This is a genomic window from Patescibacteria group bacterium, from assembly GCA_041645165.1.
GTDB lineage: Bacteria > Patescibacteriota > Patescibacteriia > 2-02-FULL-49-11 > 2-02-FULL-49-11 > 2-02-FULL-49-11.
This window is the reverse complement of record JBAZQN010000012.1, coordinates 31,957-50,364: the sequence shown is the minus strand read 5'-3', so window position 1 is coordinate 50,364 and position 18,408 is coordinate 31,957. Positions and strand designations below refer to the sequence as shown.

Here is an 18,408-nt window from a genome sequence, read left to right as displayed (position 1 = left end):
AAGATTGGGTATAAAACACTTATATCATAACAGAAATAAATAAAAAAATCAAGGCCGGATAAAAGATCTATCCGGCCTTTCTCACGTCCTCAACGCGAGCTTTAATTTAGAACCAAATTGACTTTTCCCTTCGTCCCCTTCGGCGCCCACACGTAGGGCACTCCAGAGGACTTGAAGGTGTAGCTTTCGTTCTCCTTGAACGGATGGGAGGCGACAGCAAGGACACTATCGTGTCGCGAAAAGCACAGCGCCACACTAATCGTCTCGGGTCCTCCCGCGTCCCGAGAGATCGTGCCAGTCATAGCCGTCGCAAGCACCGGACCGATGAACTGGCCCTGTGCACTTCCATCACTCTCCCGATACACAAGAACGCGTGCACCGGAAAGATCGACGGAGAGCTTCATAGGCGCCGCGGCTGCTGGCTTGGGTGCGGGTGCGGCTTGCGCTTGCGGGCCGCGGAAAGTATCCAAGCGAGATTTGACTTCGCTGGTTACCTTCCCGACCTCTCCCTTCACTGCCCCGAAAACCTCCGCCCGATACTCCGGCGTCAGTTTCTCCTTGGGAAGCGTGAAGAAGAGAATGCCACCGACAGCCGCCCCAAGAACAAGGAGAAAAATGAGGAAGCCGAACAGCCCGCTCCCCTTGCTCTTGCTGGCACCACTACCGTACCCCGAAGCTGGCGTTGTAGTTGAGCTGACGGTGGCGGTGGTTAAACCCGAAGCACTCTGCCCAGTTCTCTTCCTAGCGACCTTGCTTACCACAAGGTAACCAAGAGCAACCAATGCAAGATTCCCCAAAAATGGAAGCTGTCTCAATTCCCCGAAGAGAGCCCTTAACTCCTCCGGCGCGATGAGGTATGTGGTTGCGAGACCGAACTCGACCCAGGCGAGTCCGGTGACGGTGGGAATAAATTTCTCCCCCTTGATCCCGCCGCCCAAAAGCAGGATCAGGACTGCGAGCGAAATCAGACCGAAGATAATCTTATCCGGTGTCCCGAAGATAAAAACGAGCCCCAGATAATTCAGCCCGATCGCCTCGCTCAATACCACCACCCCCATGAATTTCAAATACGTCTGAATCGCTTCGCGGGTCTTCGTCACCAATTCCCCAGCCGCCTCAGCTAATACCAATAAAATCAAATGGCGGAGTATCCCAAACAGCACGAACCCCACAAACGAAAACAGTACGCCTACGATGATGAGCCCAATGCTCATTTGCACAAACAATCCCCAGGAGATAAGGACTGCCGTGATAAGGACGGTGGCACCGAGAAACCTGACCGTCCATTGGATCCGCCGACCTTGGTAGGCCAGCCAGGAATGAAATAGCTCGAGGAACTCCATGACTTACCACCATCCTTTCTTTTTATTGTATTTGTCAGCTGCCTGCCGCGCCCGACTCTTCCAGCCGTCGAGTTTAGCTGTCATCTTTGGCAAGATCGGGGCGCTGGGTTGTTTTTCCGGCTTCTTGAAGGTAAGCATTAGGGCGTCTACCGCCTCTGGCTTCAACCCTCTCAATTGCTGTTCAAGCTGGGCCGCCGGGATGCCAGCAAAATGCGCGTACAATGCAAGGCCGTCCCCTCCGTAAGATCCGATCCTCTTAAGTACTGCCACGCCTTGCGATGTCCTGCCGAGGGTCGTAAACACCAATCCAAAAGAAACCGCCTCGGCCTTCGGCAAGTGCGCAATCTTCGGTTCGTGCGTGGCAATTTCTTTAAGCATGCCGGACGCACGGTCGCGCAACGCCTGCCCGACCTCGGAGAAAAATTCCTTCTGGAAAATGTCCACCGTCTTCCAGACCCCCTTGTCCGGCAATGCCCGCGCCACCGCAAACGCGAGCGCCGGAGTAGCCATCGACCACAATCTTGCACGATCCTTTAATACATCATCTGGCAGGGACATCACCAGATGCCGCGCAAGTGGCCGAATGGCCTCGTTGATCACGATGTCGAGCACATCCTTGCTGACCGTGATCGGCCCGGCGTTTGTCTGTTTTTCCGCTTCTTCTGCCATAACAAACCTACCTTTCTTTTTATTTTATTGTTCTATCATTGAATTTCTGAATTTTCAATTTGCTATCTCTAATTCATTCCCCTTGAAAGCAAAACATGAAAAGATGCTTTAATCCCAACGGAAATGAAATATCGTTATTGTATTTTTGTTTTTTCTGGATTCCGGAATAAATCCGGAATGACGAAAGAGGTGTCCTCTGGATCCCGCATCCCCGAATCAAGTTCAGGCAGGCTCGGTGCGGGATGAAAAACAACCAACCTCCAGCCGCAATGAGTTCTTGAAACCAGAACTCGCAACTGGAGGTTAGGGGGGAAAGAGTACAATAACGCCGATCTTCGCAGATCACACGCAGATAAACGCAGATCTGGATAGAGAAGTTATTGCTCACTCTGGGTGTATACACCCCAACCACCAGAGGAGAGCCCTTGTTGGATGAATTGTTAAATTGTTACAGTGTTAAACTGTTACATCGATATGCTGTTGAATTGCTAGACTGTTACACTGTTATATATTGTTGGTTTGTTTGGGATTGCTAAAACAGGGAAGATTAACACGATCTGCGGCGCATGTCAAGGGTATGGGCATCTAGGAGTTGGAATTTAAAATCTAGAAGCTGGGAGCGTGAAGCCAAATAAAAAATCGCCATAATGGCGACTATTTAAGTTTATATTCCAATTTCTGCCATTTTTTAATACGGCCAGAGGAGTGGGCGCGGAGGTTTGCGGAAGAACGACGAAAATAATAAAGAGTGCCTCTGCGACACTTCCTTCTCAAACCTAAAATCATCGACCGATGATTCCAGGTCCAAGGATTCTGGCCGCTCTTGTTGTTCGATAGACGTGTGGTTGGCCTGCGCGCTTTTTTGTATTTGAAACTGCATTTTTGTTTTTTCCTTCGCACTGTCTGTTTCTACTATACAGCAAAAATTGACTTTAGTCAATCGAAAATAATATCACCGCCCTCTATCAAGGTGGTGAAAAACACAACGGGCCGGACGGGATTTGAACCCGCGACTACCTCCGTGACAGGGAGGTGTGCAAACCAGGCTACACCACCGGCCCCTACATATATTTTTTCGCTTTTATAAACCTCTCAAATTTTCTTTGTAGCACGGGAAGCTGATCTAAGCGAGGCGCATACATAAACTCCAATAAGTGTAATGATGGACGATTGCTATACACAAGGCGCCATGCTCTCCCGTAATAACTTAGAACACCTTCAATCTGTAACGTACTAAATAATCTTTCCGATAACGATTTAAGAAACCCCCTGCTCCCTGAAGTAAAGCTAACCCGTAATATCCTCGCAGGATGGGGCCGAGCTTTTCTTTTATATAGACCATACACGACATTGCCGTCTCCGTCAAAATAACCCCTCACAAAAGGAGAGAAGCAATCCTCAGGAATATCTGGAAGCACCATTCGTTTACTCTTATTGATCATGATACCCATTCGGGACAAGTCAATAAACATTTCTTTACTCCCAATCTGAAGAAAATATGCTGGCGATTTCCTTCCGAATTTCCCTACTTGTTTGACACTTATTTTATGTGCCGCACCAATAGCCCTGCGAATAAATTCAAGCACATTCCTGTCATTTGAGTAAAAGGCAACATACCTGCTCCCTCGTGGATTTACAAACATCGAACCGTCTGCGCAGAAAAAACCAAGTGTATATGCCATCGAAGGCGACCAGTGTTTAAAAAAATTTTCATTTTTTGCTTTATATTTTGGCATGATATGCAGTATTTCTTCACTGGCTATCGTACACGTTTCTTCTGTTTTATGCAATAGAATTAATTATCTTCTCCTCCCCGAGCCAGGTGCCGCATCCAAACAATTCCACCAAATCCTACCATTATTAAGATTATACTCACGAGCTGCTGCAGGCGCACGCCGTACACCAGCGGCATCGGGTCGATGCGTAAAAATTCTATGAAGAATCTCCCGAGTCCTGCAAGGATGAGGTAGAGGAAGAAGATGCGACCGACCGGCATTCGCCGGAGATCCTTCGACTCTGTTCTGCTCCGCATCACTCCGCTCAGGATGACAAGAAGGATAATACACACAATGATTAACCACACTGACTCATAGAGAAATACGGGATGAAAATATTTGTACTGCGTGAAATCAGAGAGCCGATGCGCAGCATCGATGGGAATTCCCCACGGCAGGTCAGTCGGCAGGCCATAGAGCTCCTGCCGAAAATAATTTCCCCAGCGGCCAATCGCCTGGCCGAGCGCGACGGAAGGCGCAAGGAGGTCGGTGATCAGTAAACATGTGCACAACCTTTCGCGGGCACCACCCACCCCGGCCTGCGGCCACCCCTCCGTAGGAGGGGACTCGACCGTACGAAATCCCCTCTTGAGAGGGATGTCCCGACATATCGGGACAGGGTGTGTACGCTTGCCGACAAACCACCACAATGCAATCAATCCTCCCAAGAGCGCGCCGTGGATCGCAAGACCCCCTTTCCACACGGCGAACACGTCCAAAGGATGCGACCAATAATACCCGAATACGTTCAGGACATGATAGAGTCGGGCGCCTATGAAGCCGCCCAGAATGAGCGCAGTGACGAGACGATCAAGGACCGAGGGGGAAACGCGCGCCCACGCAAACGTGCGCCGCGCAATTGCGTAGCCTGCCGCGACGCCTGCGAGCATGAAAAGACCGTACCAGTGGACGGAAAAGGGACCAAAAGAAAAAAGAATGGGAGAAGGATGGAAAGTGTGCAAAAACATTGAGAAGCTCTAAATCCGAAGCCCTAAATCCTAAATAAATTCCAAGCTCAAAACCCAAATGCCCAAAATCGTTTTGAATTTCGGTAATTTGGATTTTGGATTTGTTTAGTATTTAGAATTTATCTGGCTACGCCAGATCTCGCGTAACGAGAGAGTTTAGAATTTCCCCTCATGGGGCTATGATCTTCGCCGTGCTCACCCGTATTTCTTCCGCCGTTTTGGGGCCGATGCGCCGCTCCACTATGCGCCCTTCGCGGTCTATAAATATGGTAAGCGGCATGAATGGTTTCCCCTGCCCGAGCAACTTGAAATATTTCCCTTCAGGATCCTGGAGCAGGAGATATTTTATCCCTAACTTCGCCGCGAGCGCTACTCCCTTTTCTACAGGCTCAGAGTCGCCGCGATGAATGCCGACCACGGTAAGCTTGTCTTTCCCGTACAAATCCGCCATGTGCTGTATAAGCGGCATTTCCTTTACGCAAAACGAACACCATGAAGCCCAAAAATCAATAATAACCGCGGTTTTATCCTCATACTCCGCCACTGAAAAACGTTTCCCTTCGAACGTGTCCGCCGAAAAAGGCGGCATGAACTCATCGCTTCCGGCAGGAGGGATGTCTTGGGCGGTGGATGAGGCTTCACCTGACACGTCCGCACTATCTAGCACAAGGGTGGTCCCTCTGGTGAAATATAAAAAAAGAACGCCGCCTGACACAAGCAACAGCGCCGCGGCTCCTAAGAACCATTTCGTCCTGCGCCCAGACAGGCGGGCTTGGGCGCGCCTTCCTGGTCTCACGCGGTGGGGAAAGGACATACCTTTGTGTGAAATGCAAAAATCAAAGACCAAAAATCAAAATGAAAGAATTCTGTCCCGCTTTGCGGGACTCCATAATTTTGAGTTTTGCATTTTGCTTTTTTGTTATTCTTCCTCCTCGCCATTGTCAACGTCATAACAACAGCTGCCCGCAGGATCGCCGGATCCGCAGTCGCACGGCTCCATGGAACCATGGCACGCGCCATAGACTAAACCAGAGCCGCATTCGCAGAGGTCGCTTAATAGCATAAACTCTAAATACTAAACACTAAACTCTAAACAAATCCGAAATACAAAACTGTTTCACCTTTGAATTTTGTGCTTTGAGTTTGTTTAGGATTTCGGATTTAGGATTTTCAGATACTCATACGCGCTGGTCGCCGCGATGGACCCTTGCGCGGCCGCGGTGACGATCTGGCGGAATGATCCCGTGGCGTCCGTCACGTCCCCTGCGGCAAAAATACCCGCGATGTTCGTCCGCATGAATTGGTCCACGTGAATATGCCCGCTCTCGGCGAGCGCCACCCCCAGAGATGCGGGAAGCGCCCGATCCGGCACTGCGCCGATTTCTATAAACAACCCATCAAGCTTAAGGATGTCATTTCCTTGATAACCCGGTGAGAGCTTCACTCCCGCGAATTTTCCGCTCTCTTCTAATAACTCTTTTACTTGCGTATGGTATAACACTTCAACCTTGTCACCCTTGCTTTGCATGAGCCGAAAATTAATAGGTTCTGCGTTCACTTGCCCCAGCATAACAATTAAGAAAACTTTATGAACGAATTCAGTAAGCAGATTTACTCCTTTCACCGACGCATCGCCCCCTCCCACAATCCCCACGGTCTTCCCTTTGTACAATGGCCCGTCGCAGGTGACGCAGTAAGATACCCCTTTGCCGGTTAAGCGATCTTCGCTTGGAAGCCCCAATCTCCTGCGCGCCTGACCATGGGCGAATATAATGCATAAGCCTTCCTTCTCGCCTTGTCCCCCTACGGACACTTTGAACTGATGGCCTTCTTGTGTCACTTTCTCAACCCTGCCCGATTGGATTTCAGCGCCGAACTTGAGCGCATGGCTGCGGAATTTCTGATAGAGCTCATACCCGTCAATCGCATCAAAACCGGGATAATTTTCAATTAATCCCGCATTTGCGGTTTCTCCTCCGGGAGTTTCTCCTTCTATCAACAACACAGAAAGTTCATACCGTTTCGCGTAGAGCGCCGCGGCATATCCTGCGGCACCACCACCGACAATTATCAAATCATATTTATTTCGACTCTTCATAAAAAATAACAAGGTTATTGCGACCAGCCATCACCATAATTTCAAAATCTCACCGCTCAGGCGGGATCCCGCATACCTTAGATAAAATAATTCAAAGTGCGGGACAAAGTTCAAAGTTCAAATAAAATTCAAAACCCCAATGTCAAATTTGGATTTTGAGCTTTGATATTCATTTGACATTTGAAATTTGTCATTGGGATTTCCCATCCTATTCATTTCCATGATAATGGTGGTTCAAAAAGTATTCGCTTAGAGGAGGCTTCATTAATTTTTCTTTCCTGACCAGTGCAAGCACTTTTTCCACCAATACCTTCGGCTCGTTGTGATAGATAATTTTCCCCGCGCCTTTCTGCGCCGCCTTCACAATCCCTTTTATCAAATCAGCAGAACCGCCGCTCTCGATAAGCACCCCGATGGGTTTCCGATCTTCAAAGGCAATGGTAAACTCGTTGAGCGTCCCTATCCTTCCATTAATGACGATCACCGCATCCGAAGCACGGGTGAGCAGGAGGTTCCTTCCTGAATAATCGAATCCTGTATAAATGATCAAATCAAAGTACTTGGTCGGCAGGTGGTAATGGCGTATATGGTCCCGCTCGGAGGAGGCGGGGGACAGGCCTATGGAAATGCCACCCAACTCTTTTGCTCCCTGCGCAGCCGCATAGGGGATGCCGGTGGTGGCGCCCGTCACGAGCACACACCCGTGCCGCACGATCTCACGGCCTATTTCTTTTGCTTTATCCATCGCCGCTTGCGTCACCACGGGACCGCCCGCAGCGCCTGAAACGCATATCGTATACTTGAGCCAACCAATATTCTTCTTTTGTTCCTTTTGTGTATTCATAATTTATTAATAATTTCCAATTTTCAATGTTCAATTTTCAATTAATTTTCAATTTTTCAATGTTTGAAAATTGGATCATTGAATCATTGAGTGAAAATTGTAAAATTGAGAATTGAAAAATTGAATATTCTATAATGACGTTATCTTAATTCCATCCAGTATAGCTTGCGTAGGCCATTTAGTAAGCAACCCTTTTTTAGCGCCCATCTGTTGTATCGTGCCGAGCGCATTGAGTGTCGCCAGTTGCAGCGCCCGCGCAGGGTCACGCCAGCGCAGTATACCAGAAATAAATCCGGCGCCAAATGCATCGCCCGCGCCCGTAGAATTCACCACCTTCACTTTTTTGCTCTGCGCCCATAAGAACTGGCGTTGATCCCAATAATACGCGCCCCGCGCTCCCTCAGTGACCACGACGGCATTTTGAAAACGGGCAGATAAACGGCGCCGGAGCGCACGGATATCACGCGCGCCTGGCGCGAGCCCGCTTCGCCAGAACTTCAGCGAGGCGAGCATGTTCGCTTCTCCGCGATTGAGCAGCAGCACATGCGCGGCGCTGCAATGCTTACGAAGGACTTCGAGACCATAACGCAATTCTCCCATGCCCGGATTGAACGCGACCCGCACCCCACGCGCGCACGCTGCGTTGATAAGGCGCTTGAGCAATGCGATGTTTCCCGCAAGCGAAGTGACCACAAGCCACGCCGCATTGAGCTTCTGCCAAGGAATATCTGCAGAGGAAAACGAGGCGGACACGCCCCTATGGACAAGCGCCGTGCGATCGCCGTGGGGAGTAAGGAGTATGGCCGCAAACCCAGTCGTGCCCCCCGCCACGTGACGCACCCAATCAGTCTTTAATCCTCTCCCGCGCAAATCATTTACTACCGCCGCGCCTGCGCTGTCATCCCCTACTTTGGCAATGACACCCGCGCTGAATCCCAAATTACGGAAAGTCGCCGCAGCGTTTGTTGCTCCGCCGCCGGTTTCAAAATCAATGCGCTCTACGTTTATTTTTTCGCCCAGAGGGAAACACTCACATATCCGTTTCATGCGAGAAGATCGCATAAGGTGAAAACCCTTGCTCATCAAGAATACATCCTGGGTTGCCGCGCCGATGGTGATGACATCAAACATATGACGTAAATCCCAATTTCCAATTTCTCCCGCTTAGGCAGGATCCCGCATACCTTAAATTTAGAAAATAATGGTGCGGGACAATTTCCAATAAAATCAAAAATCCCAATTCCCAACCCTTGGACATTGGACATTTGAGCTTTATTTGATATTTGGATTTTGACATTGGGATTTATCGCTATGATCGAAAAGAAGGAACCAGTTGTTGTAATCTTCTAATCACTACTGCTGGCTCTTGAGCGTTAAAAATCTCGCTTCCAACCACAAGGTAATCCACTCCTGCGTCCACACAAGCTTGCGCGCTTCCGTTTTGAAGATGCACGCCGCCGTCCACGCCAATCTTTATTTTTTTATATTGTGTGCGCGCTTCCCGTATCCGTTCAAGCGTCCGAGGGATAAATGTTTGCCCGCCCCATCCCGGATGCACGCCCATGAGCAGAAGTGCATCCAGTATACCATGGAAGTTGGCAAGTGTTGAAAACGATGTATCAGGATTCAACGCCACCCCCGCTTCCCTGTCTGCACGCTTGATCGCATGGCAGACGGCGGCACCCTCCGCGGCAGATTCAATATGGAACGTGATGCGTTTTATCTGCGGTATTGCCTGCGCGCGCGCCACATACGAGAGCGGGTCCTGTACCATGAGATGCAAATCAATCGCCAATTCGAGGGAAAGAGATGACAGGTCTTCAATTCTACTCCAGGTCTTATGCGCCACAAATGCGCCATCGCCCACATCGATCTGCACCCAGTCCACAAAGGGCGCCACGAGGTTTAGCTTTTTCTCCACCTCCTCGTAGGTATCTTCGATAATGGCAGGAAGAACTTCTAGCATAATGACAAATTTCAAAATCTCACCGCTCAGGCGGGATCCCGCATACCTTAGATAAAATAATTCAAAGTGCGGGACAAAGTTCAAAGGAATTTCAAAATCTCAATGACAAATTTCAAAGCTCAAATGAGTGTCAACCCTTCGACTTAGGCTCTCGGATGACACGTCTTATTTGTCATGGTGAGCCTGTCGAACCATGGCATTTGAACTTTGAGCTTTGACATTCTTCAGATAGCCTTGTGTCTCCAATAAAGTAATCTTCCTCAACCTCCGCATATACTTCTCTTTCGGCGCAAAATCGGTGTCAAGCCAGCTCTTGAGAATGCGGCGCATCTGTGCCGCGGTCAGATAATCCACGGACAGCACTAGCACATTCGCATCATCATCGTGTTTGGCTGCTGCCGCTTGTTCAGGAAAAAAGCACAAGGAAGCGCGAATCCCTTGCACTTTATTGGCAACCACTGACATCCCCACGCCGGATCCGCACAGGAGCACTCCCTGCATGTCATCTTCCTGCGCGACTCTCAAGGCCACCGCATAGGCGATATCAGGATAATCATCATGCACGTCATACGCATGCGCCCCTTCATCAGCAATTAAATATCCCCACTCTGCAATGGAACGCTTAAGGTCTTCCTTCGCCTGCCACCCGCGATGGTCAGCACCGATAATGATTGTCTTTAGGGTTTTTTCCATACTTAATATAATTATCAATTTCTCCCGCTTAGGCGGGATCCCGCTAACATTTAAAAAAATGATCAAAGAGCGGGACAATGTTCAATTTTCAGTTGATTTTCAATTTCCCAATGTTTGAAAATTGAATCATTGAATCATTTAGTGAAAATTGTAAAATTGAGAATTGAAAATTTATCACTTTAATAACTCCTCAACAATCCCCTTCAATTCTTCATAGGTAAACACTCCCGCATACTTTGCTCCGTTTATAAAAAAAGTCGGCGTGCCACCAACTCCTAACGCGCGCCCATCGTTAAAGTCCGCAATCACCTCATTCGTTTTAGAACGGCCGTCCAGGCACTGATTGAAAAGTTTGAGATTGAGCCCGACCTCGCGCGCATACCTTCCGAGGTCTTCGCGCGTAAGGCTGTCTTGATGCTCAAATAATATATTATGATATTCCCAAAACTTGCCCTGGGCGCTCGCGCACTCTGCCGCCTCTGCCGCACTCTGCGCATTGGGGTGTGGTTCAGAAATAGGGAAATCGCGGTACTGGAACCGGACCTGGGCTCCATACGTATCGAGGAGCTGCTTTATTATAGGATACTCCTCACGGCAATAAGGGCACTCGAAATCGCTAAATTCCACAATGGACACCTGGGCTTTAATATTCCCCCGTACCGGATCATCGCTGGTCCATACGTTCTGCCGCGCTGCCAGCTCATCTGGGGTAGGCTCTTGCGTCATGGTTGCAGATGGTGCAGGAGCGCCCTGGCGTGTCTGATTTTTAAACGTACGAGAAACCACCGCGTATCCTACATATACCCCGATGAGCGCAATAACACCCACAAATACCACGACGCGGCGAGGTGAGGATGAACCGAGGCGCTGCGGCATATTCATGATTATAACGTTGATAAAAGAAATATATTCTCTCTTCATTATATCAGACGCATCCCTAGTTATCCACTTGCCCTGCCATTCAAACCGATATAAGCTTGAAAAGCTCATTCACAAGACTCTTTACTCACAGGGAAGTGGGGTTTCATTCCCCCGCTGTGCCGCAACGGTAACGCCCGCCTAAGTTTTGCAGAGCAAAATTTTGGCGGGACAAGCCCGGTCGCTGGAGTAAAGTAACCCCCTCACATGACTCCGAGCAGAGTTATACCATGGTCCTTATGCGCAATTTTATGCTTTGCGCTTTAAGACCATCCACTCCCTCGAGTGGATTTTTTTTATTTCTTATATGCGCACACAGCTGGTGTCATTCCTGCGAAAGCAGGAATCCAGACAAACGAACAAAAACAAATCGATTTTTGTCTATTTTTCCCTTCTGGATCCCCGACCCCGTATCTCGGTACGGGGCAGGTTCTGGTCGGGGATGACAGTGAGGTGCGTAACCGCGCTCCTCATCGCCTCATCCCTTATCCCGTCACTCTCATTGCAAGCAGACGCCCCTCTCTCCCGCGCCATTACCTATCTCAAATCCAAACCCGCCGCCCCCTGGGCTACCATGGCGCTTGTAGCCGCAGGAGACACAGAAGTCCCTGCCGAATACCTAAAAACGGCAGATACCAGCTCTGCCATCACGATGGAAGCGCCGATACTCGCGATTGTCGCGGCAGGATACGATCCCCGCACTTTTACCGGGATCGACTTGGTCGCGAAGCTCAACACGTTCCACACCAACGGCCAAATCGGCGACCCTGCGCTTCTCAACGATGATATTTTCGGAATTCTTGCGCTTTCTGCGGCAGGAGAGGCCTCTGACGACCCGGCGATCCAAGACGCAAAAACAACTCTCCTCAATGCACAGCAGGAGAACGGGTCATGGGGCGATACCAACACCACCGCAGCGGCCATTCAGGCGCTTATAGAAGCGGGAGTCGCCCCATCCCAAGAGCCAATTTCAAGAGCGCTTCTCTGGCTGAAGGGCACGCAAAATGAGGACGGCGGATTCCCCTACTTCTGGCCCGCCAATCCCTATACCAGTGAGCCGGATCCTTCCGACACATCGTCCTCCGCCTGGGTTGCGCACGCAGTGAGAAAAGCAGGCCAGGATCCCGCTTCCTCCGCATGGGAAAAGAATGGCAAAGACGCGCTTGACCACCTCCTTGCGCTGCAGCAGCCGAATGGCAGTTTTGCGCATTCCTCCACCTTCACCGATGAAACCTCGTTCACGCCGATCTCAACCGCATATGCCGTGATCGCGCTCGCAGGCAAAAGCCTCCCGGTCGCCTCCTTTGTGCCAGAACATGCCACGACCGTGTCCTACCGCATAGAAGGATCGTTAAACCCAGTCTGCACCGGCACCGCCGCGCTCGCTCCGCAACTAGCCAGCGCCTTAGATATCATTCCCGCTGCCGCATCTGCGTGCGGCTTCACCTATGATATCCCGCAAACCTCGTTCGGCCCTTATGTAAAGACGATCAACAACGATGCGGCGCAAGGGACAAAGGGGTGGCTCTACCGCGTCAACTGGGCACTCCCTGACCGTGGCGCCGCTGACTATGCATTAGCGCCGGGAGATGAAGTGCTCTGGTATTATGGGGAATTCGAGTGGAGTCCCTTGCGCCTTTCAGCATCTACCACCCGCACGATCAACGGCCAATCTGCCAATATAACAATTCAACAATTCAGCAATAATAGTTGGAGTCCGATTGCCGCCACGCTCTATGGGGGGACTGAACCAATACAGACAGACGCGCAAGGCGAGGCGACTATTACATTATCGGATGGCGTGTGGACCATTTGGGCGGAGGCTGACGGCGCAATCCGTTCCAATCGGGTCACCCTCACGATAGGAGATGGCAACGCAGTGGGTTTATTGGTTTATGTGGTTCCCGCGCCCGGTGGCGGAAATGCGGACGGCGTAACCCTAGGGTTCACGGTCGAGCCTTCGCTTCTTGACTTTGGCAATGTACCGCAAGGCAGGGCCGCAGACCGCACGCTCCTCCTGCGCAATACTGGAGACGCGCCTCTTTCATTCACCAGCGCGGTCCGCGGCGACGAGCTCTTTGTCGACAACCTGCGGCTTTCGGGCTCTTCATGGAGATCTTTTGACACATCGCTTAATGCGCAATCAACTCAAACGGTGGAGGTTGCGCTCTCCGTGCCCAGCGGGAACGAAACAGGCGTATCGCAAGGTACGCTCGTCTTTTGGGGACAGGCGCAGTAACACAAATCGCATTCACACGCATTCACAACGCACTTAAACGCCGGGGGTATGAGCTTCCAAACACTATTCAACGTCATCCCGCACCCCGTATCGCGGTACGGGGCAGGCTTGATGCGGGATCCAGACGCCGCCCCCGACCCCGTATCAAGTACGGGGCAGGCTCTGATCGGGGAAACAAAGATAAACAAACAGTCATTACGATTTTTATTTTTTGTTTTCATCTGGATTCCCGCCTGCGCGGGAATGACGTTATGGATGCTTCCTCCTATTGTACTCGCTGTAGGTATTTCAGTCTCGCCCCGAGAACTGACCCTCCATGGCGCGGCAAATAAAAAAATCACAGGTACGTTTACCGTGATGAATCCCTCCCGTGAAACCGTGATTTACGAAGTGGAAAACGACAGCCTCTTTCCATTCATCATTACTCCCACCACATTCCTCTTGGAGCCCAATAAATCCGCCACAGTCACCATTGAATACTATTCACAAACTCAACAACCCATAAACTCAAAAACTAATATTTCCATCCTAGGCCGTCCCTTAACCGTTCGAGCCACAAATGCCGCTTCAGGCATCAAGCTGCCGGTCACTATTTCGACCGGCCAAGTCGCCGGTGTTGCCACTACGCGCGATGATCCCAGCACTGCAGGTGCAGTACTTATCAGCATTGTGCTTATTTTTATCGGCGTACTTATCTTTACCCGAGAACACACGCCTCGCCTTATAGATAAATCTTCTCTAAAGTATGACTAGCCGCGGGTGCCGCGTTTCGCTGTGAGCCCGCCTGTCATCGCCTGTCAACAATGAACGGCAACATCCATGATGATAGAATCCTCATTGACGTAGGGAACACCCCCGTAGAAATGGCTACGGCAGACAGGGACTGTGTGATCGATTCTTCCCCTAAGCGAGGATTGCTCTTGCGCTACCCTCCGCAGGCAGGGCGAGCATGGTCTCCGACGTCACGTCGGAGTCGCCCTGCCGAGGCGGAGCGCCCCGCCGCGCTGGAGGCGGGGACGCGTGTTGCGCAACGGGCAATCCGAGCGATTAGCCGAGTTCCGCAACAAGAAAGGCGGCAACCGCGGCGTAATGGAACCATATTTCTAGTCTTATAGAACCTTACTCCATCCTCGTCATCCAATGCGTATCTACATCCACGGTAAGATCGAGGTACACCGGCCGGTTGAGGGCGAGGCTTAGCTCTTTGCGCGCCGCAGTGCCTATCTCCTTAATCCGCTGGGCGCCGTGTCCGATGATCATTTTGCGGTAACGCGCATCCGTGGTGACCACCACGGCGCGTATGTAAAGCACCTTGTTTGCCCGTTCATTTATTTCTTCCACGCGCACCGTGGCAGTATAGGGCACTTCCTTGTGGAGATAATAATAAAGCTTCTCGCGGATCATTTCCTCAATCCACCGCGTGTGAGATATATTCGTCTTTTCTTCGGGAGGATAGAGCATGACCCCCTCCGGGAGGCGCGCGAGGCACTCATTCACCAAAACCTTAAGGCCGCTGCCAGTGAGCGCCGACACTTCCATGATCGCGGCAAAATCTTCACGCAGATCCCTGTAATCCTCGCCATAAGGCGCATCCGCGATTTCGCTCTTGTTGATCACGAGCAATTTCGGAATAGGAAGAGGCCTTACCATTGCGAGCAGCGCCCGCTCCTCTTCGCCAATCATGCGCGTGGGGTCTGCCACATAAAGGACAAGGTCCACGCCTTCCAAACTTTCCTTAATCGTCTGGTTAATGCGTCCCGTGATCTTGTCTTTCGAACCCTTGAGCAATCCCGGCGTATCCACGAATACCAACTGTCCCTCATCAGTGGTGAGGACGCCCTGCACCGGCTGCCGCGTCGTCTGCGGCAGGGGCGACACCGGGGCTACCTTCTCGCCCACCAAGGCATTGAGGAGCGTTGATTTGCCGACGTTGGATCGGCCAATAAGGACGACGATACCGCATTTATATGGATGTGGGGGGGTTGGTTCAGTCATGCTCATGTATTGTACCATGATAAAATCTGGAAGCTAGAAATGAGAATCTAGATATTGACACATTCTGCATACCATTATTCGATATTCATTCCAGATTCTTGATTCTAAATTCTATATTCTCTCAAGCCTCACCACCAGTTCCACGTGCGGCGAGTGGGGGAAGAGGTCAAGCGCGCGCATGGCAGTGACGCGATACGCGGCTTGCAGTGCGGCCAGTTCCCGCGCGAACGCTTTAGGATTGCAGCAGACATACACAAACCTTTGAGGGCCGCACTTTATGAATGCCTCTATGACGTCCGGATGAAGCCCTGCCCGCGGCGGATCCACAATAGCCGCATCAGCCCAAGGGCTTACCCATGATAAATCCTCAACTTTCCCCGCCTTAAATTCAACATTGGCGATCTTATTCGTCTCCTGATTCCGTATGGCCATCGCCACCGCTTCTTGTGCCGCCTCAATGCCGATCACCTGCGCGCACAGAGGCGCATATTTCAAAGAAAATAATCCTAATCCGCAATAGAGGTCGAGAAGTTTCTCGCGCGGCGCTAACTGCAGGAGATCTTCCACCACATCCATCAGCTTCTCTATCATAAATGAATTGGTCTGAAAAAACGAATTGGGGCTGATGGCGAGCCTCAATTCCCCCACTTGCTCGTGAAGATAAGGGTCTCCCGCAAGAAGCGTGAGCGTATCTGCGAGTGCAGTATCGCTCAAAGAAAAATTAATGCCGTGGTAGAGCGACGTGGTGAGCGGATGCAAAAGTGTGATGAGATCCTCGGCTCCGGGCAATGCCCCGGGCGCGGTAATCAAGGTTACCATGCGCTCATGCGTGTATTTCCCTTCCCGAATCACAAGATACCGCGCATATCCCTGATGCAACCGCGCGTTCCATGAGGGCACGCGGTGCTGCGTGAGAAACGCGCGCACGCGGCGCACCACCTCGCACGATTCGCGCGAAAGAAGCAGACATCCGTCCATGTCCACGATCTCCCACCATTTCCCCGGCGCTTTGGTGCCAATTACGGGACCTTCGCCGATTGCGAATTCCATCTTATTCCGAAACTCGAAAAGCGGGGCGCTGGGAATAACCTCCGGCACCGATAATGACACTCCTGCCGTGTCGAAAAACATTTGCGTGATCATCCGTTTCCATTCCAATTGCTTCTCATACGCAATAACCTGCCAGAAGCATCCCCCTGACCGGTCCGCATGGTCGCATTGGGGAGCCACGCGCCATGGCGAAGGGCGGGTAAGCGCCACGAGCTCACACACCAATATCCCATGCTCGCGATGCGCCGGCCGCACGTCAGCTTCATCGCCGGGGAAGGCAAAAGGCACTGCGAGCAGCTTACCTTCCGCGGTCGCCGTGCCGCGTCCGTGCGCATCTACGCCGTGTATCACCGCATGGAGAGTCTGGTAGAGTTTCATAAATTAAGCCCTTCGGGCACTTTTATCAACTCTGTAGCGTCGGAGCTTTTATCCCGTCGAATGACTGGGATGTCTCCGACTCAACCGATCGTGTGGCCACGCCCAGGCGGGGCCACGCTACAACAGAACCATTGAAATGCCGATATAAAATAAAAAAAGGTGAACGCCCCCCCGCCCACCTCTTAGACACTCTTCCGCCTTGTACGCTCCATGGCGCGCACTTCGTGTTCCTCAAACCCGAAATGATGCGCGATCTCATGCCACACGGTGTCGCGCACTGCCTTGCGAAGAAGATCGGAGTTGACAGGGTTTCCGGCGAGCGCTTCTAAAGGACCCTGAAAAAGCGTAATGCGGTCCGGAAGCGCGGTGCCTGTCGCGATGGTCCGGTGGAGCTGGGGCACGCCCTCATATAATGCGAGCAGGGTAGAGCCTGCGCGCACGCGCGCGTTGCGTAGCTGCTCGCGGGTTGGCTCTTGTGCGATAAAAAAAGCGCAATTCTTGATCTTCTGGCGGAACCGTTTTGGCAGAAGCTGCACCTCCTCTCGTACCAGCTGTTCAAATGCTTCCTGAGAAAATTGCACAATACAAAACTAGGTTATTACGCAGATTACGCAGATATTCTACCACTATTTCATCGTAGGTCATAAAATTTCATCATAAGCCCGGGTGAGATAGTGGTGTTCTGAAAACCCTATCTTCCGAGGCCAGCTTTTGAGCGTTTCAAAATCCTCACCTTGGAATTCCAAAAATACTCCTAATTTGTCCACCACATTCAGGGCAATGGCAACTCCCTCCTCCTGCCACACCGTTCTCGTCATTGCCAGACTCACGCGGGGCGGGTATTCGCGCTTAAGTTCCTCAGCGCGGGTTTCAGAAATTTCCTCAACGGCAGAGGTAAACCCCGCCCCATGGCGCTGCATAATGGTGTAGGAAAGCGTGCCATGGTCATTCTTGATTTTCCTCGTCACATGAGGGTCGGCTAGGTACGTATGGGTGGCGGTCTCGACATGGTGAGGCTCCCCTAATCCTAGGGGCTCAATGAGTTTCCTCGCCATTGCTTCATTCATCATGCGCACTTTGATTTCGTACATAAAACCTATTAAAACCCGAAATCTTTAAGAATATACCAGAAGAAAGTGAATCCTAAATTGATGAGCACGCCGATTGTGATGACAATGCTCAAAGCTGCCTTGTGTTTGATGTCGATTGTGTATAGCAGGAAATATGAACCAATGAATCCGATAAGCGCGAGAACAAACCAGCCTATCGCGTAATCAATAAATACATCAATTAGGTTTAGATAACCGTAGTAGTACAGAGCGTCGATAACAAATGATACCATTATTAATATATACAACTGTTGTGGTTTAGTAACTTTCATATAAAAGACCCAACAAGCCCGCAGAAATGGGACTTTTTAAAACGTGCTCAAGAATGCTTCGCCCATGACATCAAACATGTAGTTTAAAAAA

19 protein-coding genes and 1 tRNA gene are annotated in these 18,408 nt (G+C 50.8%); 2 read left to right on the top strand and 18 right to left on the bottom strand.

Translation table 11 applies throughout. From position 1 onward, the window contains the following. Positions 1–101: 101 nt before the first annotated feature. The 13 genes from WC659_05245 to WC659_05185 all read right to left on the bottom strand — a co-directional run bounded on the left by WC659_05245 (position 102) and on the right by WC659_05185 (position 11,238). Entirely contained in the window at positions 102–1,220 is a 1,119-nt protein-coding gene (locus tag WC659_05245) for a hypothetical protein (GenBank protein ID MFA4873311.1), read from the bottom strand. 126 nt (positions 1,221–1,346) lie between these two features. After that, entirely contained in the window at positions 1,347–2,012 is a 666-nt protein-coding gene (locus WC659_05240; GenBank protein MFA4873310.1) for a hypothetical protein, read from the bottom strand. Between the two features lie 986 nt (positions 2,013–2,998). Continuing rightward, positions 2,999–3,073 (bottom strand) — tRNA-Asp (locus WC659_05235). Next, positions 3,074–3,748, bottom strand: a complete 675-nt coding sequence (locus tag WC659_05230) for an LAGLIDADG family homing endonuclease (GenBank protein MFA4873309.1) — start codon at positions 3,746–3,748, stop codon at positions 3,074–3,076. A gap of 59 nt (positions 3,749–3,807) precedes the next feature. After that, positions 3,808–4,749: a prolipoprotein diacylglyceryl transferase gene (gene lgt, locus WC659_05225; protein MFA4873308.1), complete on the bottom strand. Its 942-nt coding sequence runs from the start codon at positions 4,747–4,749 to the stop codon at positions 3,808–3,810. A 175-nt stretch (positions 4,750–4,924) separates the two neighbouring features. Further along, a complete protein-coding gene (locus tag WC659_05220) occupies positions 4,925–5,569 on the bottom strand; it encodes a TlpA disulfide reductase family protein (protein MFA4873307.1) in 645 nt (214 codons plus the stop codon). 105 nt (positions 5,570–5,674) lie between these two features. Next, a complete protein-coding gene (locus WC659_05215; GenBank protein MFA4873306.1) occupies positions 5,675–5,818 on the bottom strand; it encodes an SEC-C metal-binding domain-containing protein in 144 nt (47 codons plus the stop codon). Between the two features lie 84 nt (positions 5,819–5,902). After that, entirely contained in the window at positions 5,903–6,853 is a 951-nt protein-coding gene (locus WC659_05210; protein ID MFA4873305.1) for an FAD-dependent oxidoreductase, read from the bottom strand. Positions 6,854–7,061: 208 nt separating this feature from the next. Beyond that, on the bottom strand, positions 7,062–7,697 hold the full coding sequence (locus WC659_05205; protein MFA4873304.1) for a hypothetical protein: 636 nt from the start codon (positions 7,695–7,697) through the stop codon (positions 7,062–7,064). Positions 7,698–7,826: 129 nt separating this feature from the next. Beyond that, positions 7,827–8,828, bottom strand: coding sequence for a carbohydrate kinase family protein (locus tag WC659_05200; protein ID MFA4873303.1), 1,002 nt, complete (start codon positions 8,826–8,828; stop codon positions 7,827–7,829). 178 nt (positions 8,829–9,006) lie between these two features. Next, a complete protein-coding gene (locus WC659_05195; GenBank protein MFA4873302.1) occupies positions 9,007–9,663 on the bottom strand; it encodes a hypothetical protein in 657 nt (218 codons plus the stop codon). 165 nt (positions 9,664–9,828) lie between these two features. Then, positions 9,829–10,356 carry an RpiB/LacA/LacB family sugar-phosphate isomerase gene (locus WC659_05190; GenBank protein ID MFA4873301.1) on the bottom strand — a complete coding sequence of 176 codons (528 nt, stop codon included), beginning with the start codon at positions 10,354–10,356 and terminating at the stop codon, positions 9,829–9,831. A 174-nt stretch (positions 10,357–10,530) separates the two neighbouring features. Then, positions 10,531–11,238, bottom strand: a complete 708-nt coding sequence (locus WC659_05185) for a thioredoxin domain-containing protein (GenBank protein MFA4873300.1) — start codon at positions 11,236–11,238, stop codon at positions 10,531–10,533. Positions 11,239–11,581: 343 nt separating this feature from the next. Between WC659_05185 and WC659_05180 the strand changes: the two genes are divergently transcribed. Both WC659_05180 and WC659_05175 read left to right on the top strand, forming a co-directional pair. Continuing rightward, positions 11,582–13,513: a DUF4430 domain-containing protein gene (locus tag WC659_05180; GenBank protein MFA4873299.1), complete on the top strand. Its 1,932-nt coding sequence runs from the start codon at positions 11,582–11,584 to the stop codon at positions 13,511–13,513. 48 nt (positions 13,514–13,561) lie between these two features. Continuing rightward, positions 13,562–14,266: a hypothetical protein gene (locus WC659_05175; protein MFA4873298.1), complete on the top strand. Its 705-nt coding sequence runs from the start codon at positions 13,562–13,564 to the stop codon at positions 14,264–14,266. 366 nt (positions 14,267–14,632) lie between these two features. Here WC659_05175 and era read toward each other — a convergent pair whose 3' ends face one another. The 5 genes from era to WC659_05150 all read right to left on the bottom strand — a co-directional run bounded on the left by era (position 14,633) and on the right by WC659_05150 (position 18,317). Continuing rightward, positions 14,633–15,508 (bottom strand): GTPase Era, encoded by an 876-nt coding sequence (gene era / locus WC659_05170; GenBank protein MFA4873297.1) that lies wholly within the window; start codon positions 15,506–15,508, stop codon positions 14,633–14,635. 111 nt (positions 15,509–15,619) lie between these two features. After that, positions 15,620–16,936: a 23S rRNA (uracil(1939)-C(5))-methyltransferase RlmD gene (rlmD, locus tag WC659_05165; protein MFA4873296.1), complete on the bottom strand. Its 1,317-nt coding sequence runs from the start codon at positions 16,934–16,936 to the stop codon at positions 15,620–15,622. A 182-nt stretch (positions 16,937–17,118) separates the two neighbouring features. After that, entirely contained in the window at positions 17,119–17,517 is a 399-nt protein-coding gene (locus WC659_05160; GenBank protein MFA4873295.1) for a metallopeptidase family protein, read from the bottom strand. 60 nt (positions 17,518–17,577) lie between these two features. Further along, positions 17,578–18,027, bottom strand: a complete 450-nt coding sequence (locus WC659_05155) for a hypothetical protein (protein ID MFA4873294.1) — start codon at positions 18,025–18,027, stop codon at positions 17,578–17,580. An 8-nt stretch (positions 18,028–18,035) separates the two neighbouring features. After that, positions 18,036–18,317 carry a hypothetical protein gene (locus tag WC659_05150; GenBank protein MFA4873293.1) on the bottom strand — a complete coding sequence of 94 codons (282 nt, stop codon included), beginning with the start codon at positions 18,315–18,317 and terminating at the stop codon, positions 18,036–18,038. Positions 18,318–18,408 lie beyond the last annotated feature (91 nt).

What these genes read in the sequence shown, in the direction of transcription:
- WC659_05240 (MFA4873310.1), bottom strand. Translation starts at nt 2,012, where the DNA reads ATGGCAGAAGAAGCGGAAAAACAGACAAACGCCGGGCCGATCACGGTC.
- WC659_05230 (MFA4873309.1), bottom strand. Translation starts at nt 3,748, where the DNA reads ATGCCAAAATATAAAGCAAAAAATGAAAATTTTTTTAAACACTGGTCG.
- WC659_05220 (MFA4873307.1), bottom strand. Translation starts at nt 5,569, where the DNA reads ATGTCCTTTCCCCACCGCGTGAGACCAGGAAGGCGCGCCCAAGCCCGC.
- WC659_05215 (MFA4873306.1), bottom strand. Translation starts at nt 5,818, where the DNA reads ATGCTATTAAGCGACCTCTGCGAATGCGGCTCTGGTTTAGTCTATGGC.
- WC659_05210 (MFA4873305.1), bottom strand. Translation starts at nt 6,853, where the DNA reads ATGAAGAGTCGAAATAAATATGATTTGATAATTGTCGGTGGTGGTGCC.
- WC659_05205 (MFA4873304.1), bottom strand. Translation starts at nt 7,697, where the DNA reads ATGAATACACAAAAGGAACAAAAGAAGAATATTGGTTGGCTCAAGTAT.
- WC659_05200 (MFA4873303.1), bottom strand. Translation starts at nt 8,828, where the DNA reads ATGTTTGATGTCATCACCATCGGCGCGGCAACCCAGGATGTATTCTTG.
- WC659_05195 (MFA4873302.1), bottom strand. Translation starts at nt 9,663, where the DNA reads ATGCTAGAAGTTCTTCCTGCCATTATCGAAGATACCTACGAGGAGGTG.
- WC659_05190 (MFA4873301.1), bottom strand. Translation starts at nt 10,356, where the DNA reads ATGGAAAAAACCCTAAAGACAATCATTATCGGTGCTGACCATCGCGGG.
- WC659_05185 (MFA4873300.1), bottom strand. Translation starts at nt 11,238, where the DNA reads ATGAATATGCCGCAGCGCCTCGGTTCATCCTCACCTCGCCGCGTCGTG.
- WC659_05180 (MFA4873299.1), top strand. Translation starts at nt 11,582, where the DNA reads ATGCGCACACAGCTGGTGTCATTCCTGCGAAAGCAGGAATCCAGACAA.
- WC659_05175 (MFA4873298.1), top strand. Translation starts at nt 13,562, where the DNA reads ATGAGCTTCCAAACACTATTCAACGTCATCCCGCACCCCGTATCGCGG.
- era (MFA4873297.1), bottom strand. Translation starts at nt 15,508, where the DNA reads ATGACTGAACCAACCCCCCCACATCCATATAAATGCGGTATCGTCGTC.
- rlmD (MFA4873296.1), bottom strand. Translation starts at nt 16,936, where the DNA reads ATGAAACTCTACCAGACTCTCCATGCGGTGATACACGGCGTAGATGCG.
- WC659_05155 (MFA4873294.1), bottom strand. Translation starts at nt 18,027, where the DNA reads ATGTACGAAATCAAAGTGCGCATGATGAATGAAGCAATGGCGAGGAAA.
- WC659_05150 (MFA4873293.1), bottom strand. Translation starts at nt 18,317, where the DNA reads ATGAAAGTTACTAAACCACAACAGTTGTATATATTAATAATGGTATCA.